This window comes from Marichromatium bheemlicum, assembly GCF_012276755.1.
Classification (GTDB): Bacteria; Pseudomonadota; Gammaproteobacteria; order Chromatiales; family Chromatiaceae; genus Marichromatium; species Marichromatium bheemlicum.
Genome location: NZ_JAAXKX010000009.1, coordinates 95974 through 108994, shown reverse-complemented (window position 1 = coordinate 108994; position 13021 = coordinate 95974). Strand labels below are relative to the sequence as shown.

General features: G+C 67.1%; 13 protein-coding genes. 11 read left to right on the top strand and 2 right to left on the bottom strand.

What is annotated here, in order from left to right:
• Positions 1–39 precede the first annotated feature (39 nt).
• The 11 genes from truA (at position 40) to HF203_RS08375 (ending at position 11764) form a co-directional block, all read left to right on the top strand.
• On the top strand, positions 40–822 hold the full coding sequence (gene truA, locus HF203_RS08425) for a tRNA pseudouridine(38-40) synthase TruA (protein ID WP_168668657.1): 783 nt from the start codon (positions 40–42) through the stop codon (positions 820–822).
• Positions 823–846: 24 nt separating this feature from the next.
• Positions 847–1476, top strand: coding sequence for a phosphoribosylanthranilate isomerase (locus HF203_RS08420; protein ID WP_168668654.1), 630 nt, complete (start codon positions 847–849; stop codon positions 1474–1476).
• Positions 1457–2707, top strand: coding sequence for a tryptophan synthase subunit beta (gene trpB / locus HF203_RS08415; protein ID WP_168668615.1), 1251 nt, complete (start codon positions 1457–1459; stop codon positions 2705–2707). Before HF203_RS08420 ends, trpB begins: the two co-directional genes overlap by 20 nt.
• The gene (gene trpA / locus HF203_RS08410) at positions 2704–3546 is read left to right on the top strand and encodes a tryptophan synthase subunit alpha (RefSeq protein WP_168668613.1); all 843 of its coding nucleotides are present in this window, start codon (positions 2704–2706) and stop codon (positions 3544–3546) included. Before trpB ends, trpA begins: the two co-directional genes overlap by 4 nt.
• Positions 3543–4448 carry an acetyl-CoA carboxylase, carboxyltransferase subunit beta gene (gene accD, locus HF203_RS08405; protein ID WP_168668611.1) on the top strand — a complete coding sequence of 302 codons (906 nt, stop codon included), beginning with the start codon at positions 3543–3545 and terminating at the stop codon, positions 4446–4448. Before trpA ends, accD begins: the two co-directional genes overlap by 4 nt.
• Positions 4449–4450: 2 nt before the next feature.
• On the top strand, positions 4451–5725 hold the full coding sequence (gene folC / locus HF203_RS08400; protein WP_168668609.1) for a bifunctional tetrahydrofolate synthase/dihydrofolate synthase: 1275 nt from the start codon (positions 4451–4453) through the stop codon (positions 5723–5725).
• 104 nt (positions 5726–5829) lie between these two features.
• Positions 5830–6426, top strand: coding sequence for an SPOR domain-containing protein (locus tag HF203_RS08395; protein WP_168668607.1), 597 nt, complete (start codon positions 5830–5832; stop codon positions 6424–6426).
• Between the two features lie 10 nt (positions 6427–6436).
• Positions 6437–6922: a CvpA family protein gene (locus HF203_RS08390; RefSeq protein ID WP_168668605.1), complete on the top strand. Its 486-nt coding sequence runs from the start codon at positions 6437–6439 to the stop codon at positions 6920–6922.
• Between the two features lie 1077 nt (positions 6923–7999).
• Positions 8000–9514: an amidophosphoribosyltransferase gene (gene purF, locus HF203_RS08385; RefSeq protein WP_168668603.1), complete on the top strand. Its 1515-nt coding sequence runs from the start codon at positions 8000–8002 to the stop codon at positions 9512–9514.
• A complete protein-coding gene (locus HF203_RS08380) occupies positions 9492–10721 on the top strand; it encodes an O-succinylhomoserine sulfhydrylase (protein ID WP_168668602.1) in 1230 nt (409 codons plus the stop codon). Before purF ends, HF203_RS08380 begins: the two co-directional genes overlap by 23 nt.
• Before the next feature lie 2 nt (positions 10722–10723).
• Positions 10724–11764, top strand: coding sequence for a phosphoglycerate mutase (locus HF203_RS08375; protein ID WP_210424692.1), 1041 nt, complete (start codon positions 10724–10726; stop codon positions 11762–11764).
• Between the two features lie 39 nt (positions 11765–11803).
• Here HF203_RS08375 and HF203_RS08370 read toward each other — a convergent pair whose 3' ends face one another.
• Both HF203_RS08370 and HF203_RS08365 read right to left on the bottom strand, forming a co-directional pair.
• The gene (locus tag HF203_RS08370; RefSeq protein WP_168668598.1) at positions 11804–12292 is read right to left on the bottom strand and encodes a YbaK/EbsC family protein; all 489 of its coding nucleotides are present in this window, start codon (positions 12290–12292) and stop codon (positions 11804–11806) included.
• Positions 12293–12307: 15 nt separating this feature from the next.
• The gene (locus HF203_RS08365) at positions 12308–12910 is read right to left on the bottom strand and encodes a DUF938 domain-containing protein (protein WP_168668596.1); all 603 of its coding nucleotides are present in this window, start codon (positions 12908–12910) and stop codon (positions 12308–12310) included.
• Between the last annotated feature and the right edge of the window lie 111 nt (positions 12911–13021).

The window sequence follows — 13021 nt, the reverse complement described above, 5'->3', positions numbered from 1 at the left end:
CACAGGAGAGAGACCGGCGTGACGCCTGGACGAATTGTGATGGGCGTCGAGTACGACGGCTCGGATTTTCACGGCTGGCAGATCCAGGTCGGGGTGCGTACCGTGCAGCAGTGCCTGGAGGCGGCGATCTCGCGGGTGGCCAATCACCCGGTCGGGGTGCAGTGTGCCGGTCGCACCGATACCGGCGTTCATGCCATCGAGCAGGTGGTGCACTTCGATACCACCGCCTCGCGCAGCGAACGCTCCTGGGTGCTCGGCACCAATGTCAACCTGCCGCCCGACGTGGCGGTGCGCTGGGCCCACCGGGTCGATGACGACTTCCACGCGCGCTTCAACGCGGTGGCGCGTCACTATCGTTATCAATTGCAGGTGCGCCGCACCCGCTCGCCGCTCGCACGCAACCGCGCCGTGTGGGTTCACGACGCGCTCGATCTGGGGCGGATGCGCGAAGCCGCGCGCGCCCTGGTCGGCGAGCACGATTTCTCGAGCTTCCGCGCCGTGGCCTGTCAGGCCAAGAGTCCGGTGCGCCGGGTGCACTATCTCGAGGTCGAGGCCGAGGGTGACCTGGTTGTGCTGCATATCGGCGCCAACGGCTTTCTCCATCACATGGTGCGCAACATCGCCGGGGTGCTGGTGGCGATCGGGCGCGGTGAGGCCGAGGTCGGCTGGACCCGCGAGCTGCTGGAGGTGTGCGATCGCACCCTCGGTGGTGTCACCGCGCCGCCCCAAGGGCTGTTCTTCGTGCGCGCCGACTATCCCGAGCACTTCGCCCTGCCGCAGGCGGCATATCGCACGCCGTTGCAGCGGCTGGCGGCGGACTGAGGCGCCTGGGGGGTTTACGCCATGATCAGGACCCGGGTTAAGATCTGTGGGCTGACCCGCCTGCTCGATGTCGAGGCGGCGGTCGCGGCCGGTACCGATGCCATCGGGCTGGTGTTCCATCCCGACAGCCCGCGTGCCGTCTCCATCGAACAGGCGCGAGGACTGTGTCAGCACTTACCGCCCTTCGTCACCGCCGTGGGGTTGTTCGTCGATGCTGACCCCGAGCAGGTGCGCGAGACCCTGCGCCAGGTGCCGTTGGAGCTGCTGCAGTTCCACGGTGAGGAGTCACCCGAGTATTGTGCCGCCTTCGGTCGGCGCTGGATCAAGGCGTTGCGGATGCGCCCGGGGATCGAGCTGGAAGCGGCGCGGGCGCGCTATGGCGCGGGCGCTGGGTTGCTGCTCGATACCTATCGCGCCGGCGTCGCCGGGGGGACCGGGGAGCGCTTCGACTGGGCGCGGATCCCGCCGCCGCTACGCGCCGAGATCGTGCTCGCCGGTGGTCTCGCGCCAGACAACGTCGCCGCGGCGATCGCCGCGGTGCGACCCTTCGGTGTCGACGTCAGCGGTGGCGTCGAGGCCACGCGAGGGGTCAAGAACCACGCAAAGATTTCCGCCTTCATGACAGGGGTAAGAGATGGCGACAGATGTCGATAGCACGCGTCCGCTGAATCCGCGGACCGCCAGCCAGGGGTATGATGATCTGCCCGACGCCGACGGTCACTTCGGACCTTATGGCGGCAGCTTCGTGCCAGAGACCCTGGTCTACGCGCTCGACGAGTTGCGCGAGGCCTATGCGCGGCTGCGCAATGACGCGGCGTTCTGCGCCGAACTCGAGGCCGATCTGCGCGACTACGTCGGGCGCCCCTCGTCGCTCTATCATGCCGCGCGCTGGAGCCGTGAACTCGGCGGCGCCCAGATCTACCTCAAGCGCGAGGACCTCAACCACACCGGCGCGCACAAGGTCAATAATACCATTGGCCAGGCGCTGCTGGCGCGGCGCATGGGCAAGACCCGGATCATCGCCGAGACCGGTGCCGGTCAGCACGGCGTGGCGACCGCCACGGTCGCCGCGCGACTCGGGCTCGAGTGCGTGGTCTACATGGGCGAGGTCGATGTCGCTCGTCAGGAGGCCAACGTCTATCGCATGCGCCTGCTCGGCGCCAAGGTGGTGCCGGTCAAGTCTGGCTCGCGCACCCTCAAGGACGCGATGAACGAGGCGATGCGCGACTGGGTCACCAACGTCGACAATACCTTCTACATCATCGGTACGGTTGCCGGACCACACCCCTATCCGATGATGGTGCGTGACTTCCAGACGGTGATCGGGCGCGAGGCGCGGGCGCAGATGCTCGAGCGCACCGGACGCCTGCCCGATGCCCTGGTCGCCTGCGTCGGTGGTGGCTCCAACGCCATCGGGTTGTTCCACGCCTTTCTCAATGACACCGCCGTGGCCATCTACGGGGTCGAGGCCGGTGGCGATGGCATCGCCAGCGGTCGTCATGCCGCGCCGTTGTGTGCCGGCACCCCAGGGGTGTTGCATGGCAACCGCACCTATCTGATGGAGGACGCCAACGGCCAGATCACCGAGACCCACTCGATCTCGGCCGGGCTCGATTATCCCGGGGTCGGTCCCGAGCACGCCTGGCTCAAGGACAGTGGTCGGGTGCGCTATGACGCAGTGACCGACGCAGAGGTGATCGACGCCTTCCATCAACTCACCCGCACCGAGGGCATCATCCCCGCGCTCGAGTCCAGCCATGCGCTGGCCTATGTGCAGAAGATCGCCCCCGGGATGCGCCCCGACCAGAGCATCCTGGTGAACCTCTCCGGTCGCGGGGACAAGGACATGCATACGGTTGCCAAGCTCGATGGGTTGACGCTATGAGCCGGATCTCGACACGTTTCGAACAGCTACGCGCGGCGCATCGTACCGCGCTGATCCCCTTTATCACCGCCGGCGACCCGCGCCCCGAGACCACCGTCGAGCTGATGCACGCGATGGTCGCCGCCGGCGCCGACCTCATCGAGCTGGGGGTGCCGTTCTCCGACCCCATCGCCGACGGTCCGGTGATCCAGCGCGCCACCGAGCGAGCCCTGGCTCGCGGTGTCTCGCTCGGGGACGTCCTGGAGATGGTGCGCTGCTTCCGCGAGCGCGATACCGACACCCCGGTGGTGGCCATGGGCTATCTCAACCCGATCGAGGTGATGGGCTATGGGCGTTTCGCCCGTGCCGCCGCCGCGGCCGGGCTCGATGGCGTGCTGATCGTCGACGTGCCCCCGGAGGAGGGGCATGAGCTGGTGCGTCCGCTCAAGCACGAGGGGATCGATCTGGTCTATCTGCTGGCGCCGACCTCGACCGAGCAACGCATCGAGCGGATCGGCGAGGTCGCCTCGGGCTTCGTCTATTACGTCTCGGTCAAGGGGGTGACCGGCGCGGCCAACCTCGATGCCGACGAGGTGGCCGCCAAGGTCGAGACCATCCGCGCCCGCATCCCGTTGCCGGTCGGTGTCGGTTTCGGGATCAAGGACGGCGAGACCGCGGCACGGGTGGCCGCCGTTGCCGACGCGGTGATCGTCGGTAGCGCCATCGTCAGGCAGATCGAGGCACTGGCCGAGACGCCTGAGGCGATCCCGTCGACCATTGGGGACTTCATCGCCGAGCTGCGTGGCGCCATCGACGCCGCCGACGTGGCCGCCAACCGACCCGAGCAGGTAACATCGTGAAGCAGGCAGTCGACAAGAGCAAAAGCTGGTTCGAAAAGCTGGTCACCAGCCGCATCCGCACCGAGGCGAGCAACAAGCGCGCCGTTCCCGAGGGCGTTTGGGCCAAGTGCCCGGGCTGTCAGGCGATCCTCTATCGCGCCGAGCTTGAGCGCAACCTCGAGGTCTGCCCCAAGTGCAACCATCACAACCGTCTCACCGCACGCAAGCGACTCGAGTCCTTCCTCGACCCCGACTCGCGTGAGGAGATCGGCGCCGAGCTCGAGTCGCTCGACCCGCTCAAGTTCAAGGACCTGAAGAAGTACAAGGACCGCGTCGTCCAGGCGCAGAAGCTGAGCGGCGAGAAAGAGGCGCTGATCACCATGCGCGGCGAACTCAAGGGCGAACCGATTGTGGCCAGCGCCTTCGAGTTCAAGTTCATGGGTGGCTCCATGGGCTCGGTGGTCGGTGAACGCTTCGTGCGTGGTGTGGAGGCGGCGCTCGAGCAGTCCTCCCCCTATGTCTGCTTCTCCGCCAGCGGCGGCGCGCGGATGCAGGAGAGCCTGTTCTCGCTGATGCAGATGGCCAAGACCAGTGCCGCGCTCGGGCGCATGCGCGAGCGGGGGCTGCCCTTCGTCTCGGTGCTCACCGATCCGACCATGGGTGGCGTCTCGGCGAGCCTGGCGATGCTCGGGGATCTCAACATCGCCGAACCCGGCGCCTTGGTCGGCTTCGCCGGGCCCCGGGTGATCGAGCAGACGGTGCACGAGAAGCTCCCCGAGGGCTTCCAGCGCAGTGAGTTCCTACTCGAGAAGGGGGCGATCGACATGATCATCGATCGTCGCGACCTGCGTGAGCGTATCGCCGACCTGCTCGCGATCCTTGCCCACCGACCGCGCTACTGTCGCACCGTGGTGCCGGTCTGACGATGCGCTTCGATACCCTACAGGGCTGGCTCGACTGGCAGTCCAGGCTCCATCCCCAGGCGATGGATCTGGGGCTCGATCGGGTGGCGGCGGTATGGCAGCGACTCGGTCACGGGGCCTTTGCCTGCCCGGTGATCAGCGTTGCCGGGACCAATGGCAAGGGCTCTTGTGTGGCCATGCTCGAGGCCACTGCGCTGGCTGCCGGTTATCGCTGCGGGGCCTACGGCTCGCCGCATCTGGTGCGCTACAACGAGCGCATCCGCATCGACGGCGAACCGGTCGACGATGCTGCGTTGATCGGTGCCTTCGACCGTATCGACCAGGCCCGGGGCGAGACCTCGCTGACCTATTTCGAGTTCGCCACCCTGGCCGCGCTCGATCTCTTCGCCCGCGCCGGACTCGACCTCGTCGTACTCGAGGTCGGGCTCGGCGGACGGCTCGATGCGGTCAACCTGATTGATGCCGATGTCGCCGTGGTGACCTCGATCGGGCGTGACCATACCGCGTGGCTGGGTGATAGCCTCGAGGAGATCGCCGTCGAGAAGGCCGGTATCTTCCGTGCGGGTCGAGCGGCGGTGATCGGTCAGCAGGATGCCCCTGCGGCGCTGCGTGCTACCGCACTCGAGATCGGTGCTCGGCCGTTGCAGCTCGGTGTCGAGTTCGCACGTCACGCGGCCGAATCGGGCTGGTCGTGGCAGGGGCCGGATGGGCGTCGTTACGCGCTGGCGCTGCCGGCGATGCGTGGTGACTTCCAGTGCGACAATGCCGCGGCGGCGATCGCTGCGCTCGATGCCCTGCGCGAGCGCTTGCCGATCTCGCGCAATGCCCTGCGCCAAGGGCTTGGGCGTGCGCGTTTACCGGGGCGCTTCCAGGTGTTGTCGGGGCCACCGAGCTATCTCCTCGACGTCGCCCACAATGCCCCGGCCGCCGCCGCGCTGGCCGCCAACCTGCGGGTCTTCGCCAGCCGTGGGCAGGCGGTGCGGGTGGTGTTGGCGATGCTCTCGGACAAGGAGCCCGAGGCGCTGCTCGCGGCGCTCGCCGATCAGGTCACGCACTGGTATCTGACCGAGACCGAGGATGCCCGCGCCATGCCGCGTGAGACCCTGCACGCGCGTCTCCTCACCGCCGGTCTGGACGAGGCGGCCTGCACCCTCTGTGTCGATCCGCAGGAGGCGCTGGCCAGTGCCGCGGCGGCCAGTGATGCCGAGGACTGCGTGCTGGTCTGTGGCTCCTTCACGACCGTCGGGGCCGCACTGCGGCTGCTTGGGCACGGTTGATATACTCTCGGCGGGGCGGGCGTCCCGGGTCCTTTCCGGGCCGGGAGGCCATTCGAGTCATTGCGCAGTCGCCCGGCTGCACGTGTTTTTGTGGGTGAAGTGTCATGCGTGAAGGTGCCAAGAGACGATTGACAGGAGCGGTGGTGATCGTCGCCCTGGTGGTGATCTTCGTCCCCATGCTCTTCGAGCAGCCCCCGTTGACTCCGCCCGAGCCGATCCCGACGGCGATCCCTGAGCAGCCCCCCTTCGCCGAGCGTTTCCGCTCCGAGTCCTATCTCGGCGACCCGGGGGAGGGAGCAAACGCCGTCATCGATTCCGCGCCGTTGCCGCAGGTTCAGCCGCAGACGCGCTTCCAGCCGTCCTACGAGCCCTATGAACCGGTCGCCCCGGTGCGTCAGTCTCCGCCCCAGCCGACCCCACCAGCCCCTCAGGCACCGGCGTCGCGTCAGCCGGCGACGACGCAGCTCCCGGCCTGGGTGGTACAGGTCGCCAGTCTCGGTACCGCCGCCGGTGCCGCTGAACTCGAGGCGCGGCTGCGGGCCGCTGGTTACTCTGCCTTCGTCGAGCAGGCCGAGATCGATGGCAAGCGCTACTACCGGGTTCGTGTCGGTCCCGAGATCGAGCGTGCCGATGCCGAGCGCGCCGCCGCGCGGTTGCGGGATCGGCAGGGGCTCGACACGCTGATCCAGCGCTACCCCTGATCCGGCGACCATGACCGGGATCGACCTGGCGGTGCTCGCCCTGGTCTCGTTCTCGGCCCTGATCGGTGCGTTGCGGGGCCTGATCCGCGAGTCCTTCTCGCTCGCTGCCTGGGTCGGAGGCTTGTTGTTGGCCTGGACCCAGCATCGCGCGTTCGCCGCCGCGCTCGGGACCTGGATCGTCTCACCGGCACTGGCCCTGGCGCTGGCCTTCGTCCTGTTGTTGCTGTTGGTCCTGCTGCCCGGCACGGTGCTCGGTGCGATCCTCGGTCGCTTGACCGAGCGAGTCGGGCTGGCCTTGCCGGATCGTCTCCTTGGGTCGATGTTCGGTGCCCTGCGTGGGCTGCTGATCGCGGCGCTCATGGTCTTCCTCGTCGCCCTGACCCCGTTGGCTGAGGCCGCTTGGTGGCAGGACTCGGCGCTGATCAGCGGCCTCGAGGGATTGGCCGAACGCCTCCTCGAGCGCCTACCGGCCTCGCTCGGTGCGCACTTTCGGTGAGGGCGGGTAGCAGCGACCAGCAAATTGAACCGCGAAGATATCGTCTTGCCCGTCAACCGCCGATCATCCACCCCAGTCTCCCCGACTGGATGCTGGAGGCTAATCGCAGGAAGCTGATTCGAACCGCGAAGATACCGTCTTGCCCGTCAATCGCCGATCATGCACACCGGCCTCGCCGACTGGAGGCTGGATGCTGATCGCAGGAAGCTGATTCGAACCGCGAAGATATCGTCTTGCCCGTCAACCGCCGATCATGCACACCGGCCTCGCCGACTGGAGGCTGGATGCTGATCGCTGGAAGCTGATTCGAACCGCCAAGACACCAAGGGCGCAAAGGAGAGAAGTGTCCCCAGCGGTCAGCCGCCAGCCACCAGTGGTGGCCTCTCCTCAAACACCGCAGCCAGACACCTGCGCAACGGCGGGCGGCTGGCGGCTGGCGGCTGAGAGCTGATTTCGTAGGTTGGGTTAATCGTCCGCCCACCATGGCATCGACGAAGCTGCGGCATTCGTCGACGGTTAACCCAACACCGGGGCGCGAGCGCCGAGCTTCGAGGCATGAACCGCGAAGATACCAAGCACGCAAAGGGGAGGAGCGTCTTCAGCGGCTAGCCCGTAGGTTGGGTTGTCCACACACCACCGGATCGGCGAATCGCCGGGATCTCAGGACGGGCAACCCAACATTGCCACCAGGTAGCCTGGCGACCGCCGGGGATGATGAACCGCGAAGGCACCAAGCACGCACAGAGGTTCAAGTTGCAAGCGACCGGCCTTCAGCTGCCGGTGGGGGCGCCTCCTCGACGAAGGCACTGCTTGCCAGCATCCATAGCGCAGGTGTCTGGCAGCGGTGTTTCAGGGTAGGCCGCCATCGGTGGAGCAGGAGGCCTTTCTGCTTGGCGTCCTTGGCGCCTTCGCGGTTCAATCCGCTGGCGGCGGGCGGGGTTGGAATGCGCCCGTCGCCCCCCGATCTTGGGCGTTGCGGGTTGCGGGGGCAGGGCGTATCGGGTAATTTCGATCGTTTCCATTCCATAACAATTCGGTTGTCGCCATGCTTCGTGGCGGCAGACGCGCGAGGACCTCATGTGCGGGATCGTCGGCATCGTCGGTAAGAGCCCTGTCAATCAGTCGCTTTACGACGCGCTCCTAGTTTTGCAGCACCGCGGCCAGGATGCCGCTGGTATCGTGACCTGTGAGGGGGGGCGGTTACACCTGCGCAAGGACAACGGACTGGCCCGCGATGTGTTCCGCACCTCGCATATGATCCAGTTGCGTGGCGACATGGGGGTGGGGCATGTTCGCTACCCTACCGCCGGGGCCTCGAGTTCGGCCGAGGCCCAACCCTTCTACGTCAATTCGCCCTATGGCATCGTGCTCGCCCACAACGGCAATCTCACCAATGCCGACGTGCTCAAGCGCGATCTCTTCGTCGACGACCTGCGTCACCTCAACACCGATTCCGACTCCGAGGTGTTGCTCAACATCTTCGCCCATGAGCTGCAGAAGCAGGGCAAGCTGAGCATCGACAAGGAGGACGTGTTCCAGGCCGTCGCCGGGGTACACCGACGCTGTCGCGGCGGTTATGCGGCGGTGGCGATGATTCCGGGGTTCGGGGTCTTCGGTTTCCGCGACCCGCATGGCATCCGTCCGTTGGTCTACGGTTATCGCGAGACACCCGAGGGCAACGAGTACATGATTGCCTCGGAGAGCGTGGCGCTCGATACCAGCGGCTTCAAGCTGATCGGCGACGTCGCCCCAGGCGAGGCGGTGCTGATCACCCTCGGCGGTGAACTCGTCACCCATCAGTGCGCCTCGGCCCCGTCGCTCTCGCCCTGTCTGTTCGAGTTCGTCTATTTCGCCCGCCCCGATTCCATCATCGACAACATCTCGGTGCACAAGGCGCGCTCGCGCATGGGCAAGAAGCTCGCCGCCAAGATCAAGCGTGACTGGGCCGATCACGACATCGACGTGGTCATCCCGGTGCCCGATACCAGTCGTACCGCGGCGCTACAGCTGGCCAACCATCTCGGTCTGCCCTATGCCGAGGGCTTCATCAAGAACCGCTATATCGCTCGCACCTTCATCATGCCTGGGCAGAAGGTGCGCAAGAAGTCGGTGCGCCAGAAGCTCAACGCCATCGATCTCGAGTTCCGCAACAAGAACGTGTTGTTGGTCGACGACTCGATCGTGCGTGGCACGACTTCGCAGCAGATCATCGAGATGGCGCGTGATGCCGGTGCCAACCGGGTCTATCTGGCCTCGGCCGCGCCGCCAGTGCGTTACCCCAACGTCTATGGCATCGATATGCCGGCGGCCAGTGAGCTGATCGCCTCCGGGCGTACCGAGGAGGAGATCTGCGCCGAACTCGGCGCCGATGGACTGATCTTCCAGGATCTCGACGATCTGATCGACGCGGTCCAGAAGAAGGGTAAGAGCCATGTCGACCGTTTTGATACCTCGGTCTTCGATGGCAACTATGTGACCGGGGACGTCACCCCGGAGTATCTGCGCGCCCTCGAGGCCAATCGCAACGATGGCGCCAAGGAACAGCGCGCTGCGCGCAGTGAGAGTGTCATTGACCTGCACAACTCAGTCTGATCCCGGTCTCCCGGATGATTCGGCCGGCGCCTCGGAGGCGCCGGGTTTTGCCACGCGTGCGGTACGGGCCGGTCAGCGCCGTACCCCGGAAGGCGAGCACGCGGAACCGATCTTCACCACCTCGAGCTTCGTGTTCTCGAGCGCGGCCGAGGCCGCCGCGCGTTTTGCAGGTGAGGCCGAAGGCAACATCTATTCGCGTTTCACCAACCCGACGGTACGTGCCTTCGAGGAGCGGCTGGCCGCCCTCGAGGGGGGTGAGTGTTGCGTGGCCACCGCCTCGGGTATGGCCGCCATCCTCGCGCTCTGTCTCGCGACCCTGGAGGCGGGCGATCACGTCGTGATCTCGCGTAGCGTGTTCGGCAGTACTAGCTCGCTGTTCAGTGGTTATCTCGCTCGTTTCGGTGTGCGTACCACCTGCGTGCCGCTCGCTGATGCCGCCGCCTGGGAGGCGGCGATCGAGTCGCGGACGCGGCTGTTGTTCTGCGAGACACCGTCGAACCCACTCACCGAGATGGCCGATCTGCGGCAATTGGCCGAGATCGCCCACCGGCACGACTGTCGGCTGGTGGTCGACAACTGCTTCTGTACCCCGGCGTTGCAGCGTCCGCTCGAACTCGGCGCCGATGTGGTGGTGCACTCGGCGACCAAGTATCTCGACGGGCAGGGGCGCTGTGTCGGCGGTGCCGTGGTCGGCGATCGCAAGTTGGTCGGCGAGGCGGTGTTCGGCGTGATGCGTACCGCTGGCCCGAGCATGAGTCCGTTCAACGCCTGGGTCTTTCTCAAGGGCCTCGAAACCCTTGAGCTGCGGATGCAGGCACATGCGCGTGCTGCCGCGCAGCTCGCCGCGTGGCTCGATGCCCATCCGGCGGTGACGCGGGTCCATTACCCAGGACTCGCCGATCACCCGCAGCACCATCTGGTCGGTCCTCAGCAGCGTAGTGGTGGCGGTATCGTCTCCTTCGAGGTGCGGGGGGCGCGTGCCGAGGCCTGGCGGGTGATCGACTCGACCCGGATGATCTCGATCACCGCCAACCTCGGCGATGCCAAGACCACCATCACGCATCCGGCTACCACCACCCATGGTCGTCTCAGCGCCGAGGCGCGGGCAGAGGCGGGTATCAGCGAGGCCCTGCTGCGGGTCGCGGTGGGGCTGGAATCGGTGGCCGACATCCAAGCCGATCTGGCACGTGGGCTGGCGGTGTCGTGAGCATGCGGCCGGCCTTGGAACTGATCTGTCCGGGACTGCTCGGTCCCTTGCCGCTGCGCCCCGAGCCCTTCCCGGCGCTGCCCAATCTCGATCGTCTGCTGGCGCGCGCACGGCCGTTCACCGATGCCGAGACCGATCCCTTCGTCGCCTTGTTCGCCGCCTTCGGTTATCGCGGTGAACCGGGGCGGGATCTGCCTAGCGCGCCACTGTGTCTGCTCGGCGAGGCCCCGGAGCTGATCGCGCCCGGTGCGGGCGAAGACGCCTACTGGCTACACGCCGATCCGGTCTATCTGCGCCCGGACATGGAGCGGCTGCGGTTGTTTGAACTCGAGCGCTTTGCGCTCACCGCAGAGGAGACGGCGGCGCTGGTGTCGAGCTTCAACGATCACTTCGCCGATGAGGGTGTGGAGCTGTTCGCACCGACCCCACAGCGTTGGTATCTGCGCTTGGCACATCCCCCGGCACTGGTGACCACGCCGCTCTATCGGGTGTTGGGCGAGGCGCTCAGCGCCGATGCCATCAGCGGTGCCGATGCCCTGACCTGGACGCGGTTGCTCAACGAGGTGCAGATGTTGTTCTTCGCCGACCCGGTCAACCGTGCCCGTGAGGCGCGCGGGGTGCCGGTGGTCAACGGGCTCTGGCCCTGGGGTGGAGGGCGGCTGCCGGCACCGCCATCGCGAGGTCCCGGTCTGGTGGTCGGGGAACATCCACTGACCTACGGACTGGCGCGCTGGGCCGGGGCGGGGCACCGGACTCCGGCGCAGTGGTTGCAGGATCCGGCGGTCAGCGATCGCGGCATCCTGGTCTATGACGACAGCCCCTGGCGTGCGCTGCACGGGCGTGACCTCGGGGCCTGGGCCGATGCCCTGGTCGCCTGCGATGCCGCGCTCGGCGCGCCGGTGCGGGCGCTGCGGCGTCACCGCTGGTCGGAGATCGTGCTCGAACCCTGTACCGGGATGGGCTACCGGACCAGTGCCTGGGGGCTGTTGCGCTGGTGGCGGCGGCGCGGGCTGCGGGGACACTGCCGGCTCGCCCGGCGCTGAAGTTGCCCCATCCCCCGATCGGGAGGGCGGGAGATCGGGTCAGCCGGGCACCGCGAGATCGAGTGGTTGCGCCTGCAGTAGCTGGAGCGCGGCCTGGGTCTCGATCTCGACGATGAAGCCGCGCTTACCTCCGTTGATGTAGATCCGCGGGAGTTCGAGGATGCCGCGCTCGCAGTAGACCGGCATCGGGTGGCGGGTCCCGAACGGTGAGGTGCCGCCGACCCGGTAGCCGGAGTGACGATCGGCGATCTCGGGCGCGCAGGGTCGTACCCGCTTGGTGCCGATGGCGCGTGCCAGGTGCTGGGTGGCGACCTGGCAGTCGCCGTGCATCAACACTACGAGTGCTCGCCCGTCGGCGTCCTCCATGATCAGCGTCTTGACTACCAGGTGCTCGTCGACTCCGAGTGCTGCGGCCACCTGCGCCGTGCCGCCGCCGCTGACATAGTCGTAGCCGTGCGCGGTGAAGGCGATACCGGCGGCGCGCAGCGCCCTGACCGCCTGGGTGACCGGGTGTTTCTCCTTGGCCATGTCTCTCTGCCTCGTTCAGCGTCGCCGCCACACCAGGATGCGGTTGTTGACCGGCATCGCGTGTTCGGCGAGTGCCTCGAACCCCTGCTCCTCGGCCAGTCCCAGCAACCAGGCACGATCGCGTACTCCCATCGCCGGGTCGCGCGCCCGCAACCAGGCGTCGAAGGTGGCGTTGCTCTCGCTGGTCGGGCGGCCGTCCTCGTGGAAGGGGCCATAGAGGGCGAAGAGGCCACCAGGGGCGAGCACCTCGCCGAGCCCACGGAACATCGCCGTGACCGCCTCGACCGGCATGATGTGCGCGGTGTTGGCGCTGAAGGCGGCGTCGAATCCGGGTGCCGGCCAAGGGTCGTTCAGCACGTCGAGCGTGATTGGCTCGGGCAGGTTGGGCAACGCCGCCTCGCTGATCCACTGGCGCATCCCCGGGAGTTCGTCGGCGCGATCACTGCACTGCCAGCACAGCTCGGGCAGCGCGGCGGCGAAGTGGACCCCGTGCTGTCCGGTGCCGCTGCCGATCTCCAGCAGCCGGCGCCGCCCGGCGTAGAGCGGGGCGATCACCGCGAGGATGGGGGCGCGATTCTGGTCACAGGATTCGGCGTAGGGCTTGGAGGTTTGCTGCATCGATGGACTCGTGTGTGGTGGTGGCGGGCGCCTGGAACGGACCACAGGATGCCGCGCGTCGGGGGCGGTCGCAAGTCAGCCGCCAGCCGCCAGCCGCCAGCCGCCAGCCGC

Excerpts from the sequence above, each read along its gene's own strand:
- truA (WP_168668657.1), top strand. The coding sequence starts at position 40 with ATGGGCGTCGAGTACGACGGCTCGGATTTTCACGGCTGGCAGATCCAG.
- trpB (WP_168668615.1), top strand. The coding sequence starts at position 1,457 with ATGGCGACAGATGTCGATAGCACGCGTCCGCTGAATCCGCGGACCGCC.
- trpA (WP_168668613.1), top strand. The coding sequence starts at position 2,704 with ATGAGCCGGATCTCGACACGTTTCGAACAGCTACGCGCGGCGCATCGT.
- folC (WP_168668609.1), top strand. The coding sequence starts at position 4,451 with ATGCGCTTCGATACCCTACAGGGCTGGCTCGACTGGCAGTCCAGGCTC.
- HF203_RS08395 (WP_168668607.1), top strand. The coding sequence starts at position 5,830 with ATGCGTGAAGGTGCCAAGAGACGATTGACAGGAGCGGTGGTGATCGTC.
- HF203_RS08390 (WP_168668605.1), top strand. The coding sequence starts at position 6,437 with ATGACCGGGATCGACCTGGCGGTGCTCGCCCTGGTCTCGTTCTCGGCC.
- purF (WP_168668603.1), top strand. The coding sequence starts at position 8,000 with ATGTGCGGGATCGTCGGCATCGTCGGTAAGAGCCCTGTCAATCAGTCG.
- HF203_RS08375 (WP_210424692.1), top strand. The coding sequence starts at position 10,724 with ATGCGGCCGGCCTTGGAACTGATCTGTCCGGGACTGCTCGGTCCCTTG.
- HF203_RS08370 (WP_168668598.1), bottom strand. The coding sequence starts at position 12,292 with ATGGCCAAGGAGAAACACCCGGTCACCCAGGCGGTCAGGGCGCTGCGC.
- HF203_RS08365 (WP_168668596.1), bottom strand. The coding sequence starts at position 12,910 with ATGCAGCAAACCTCCAAGCCCTACGCCGAATCCTGTGACCAGAATCGC.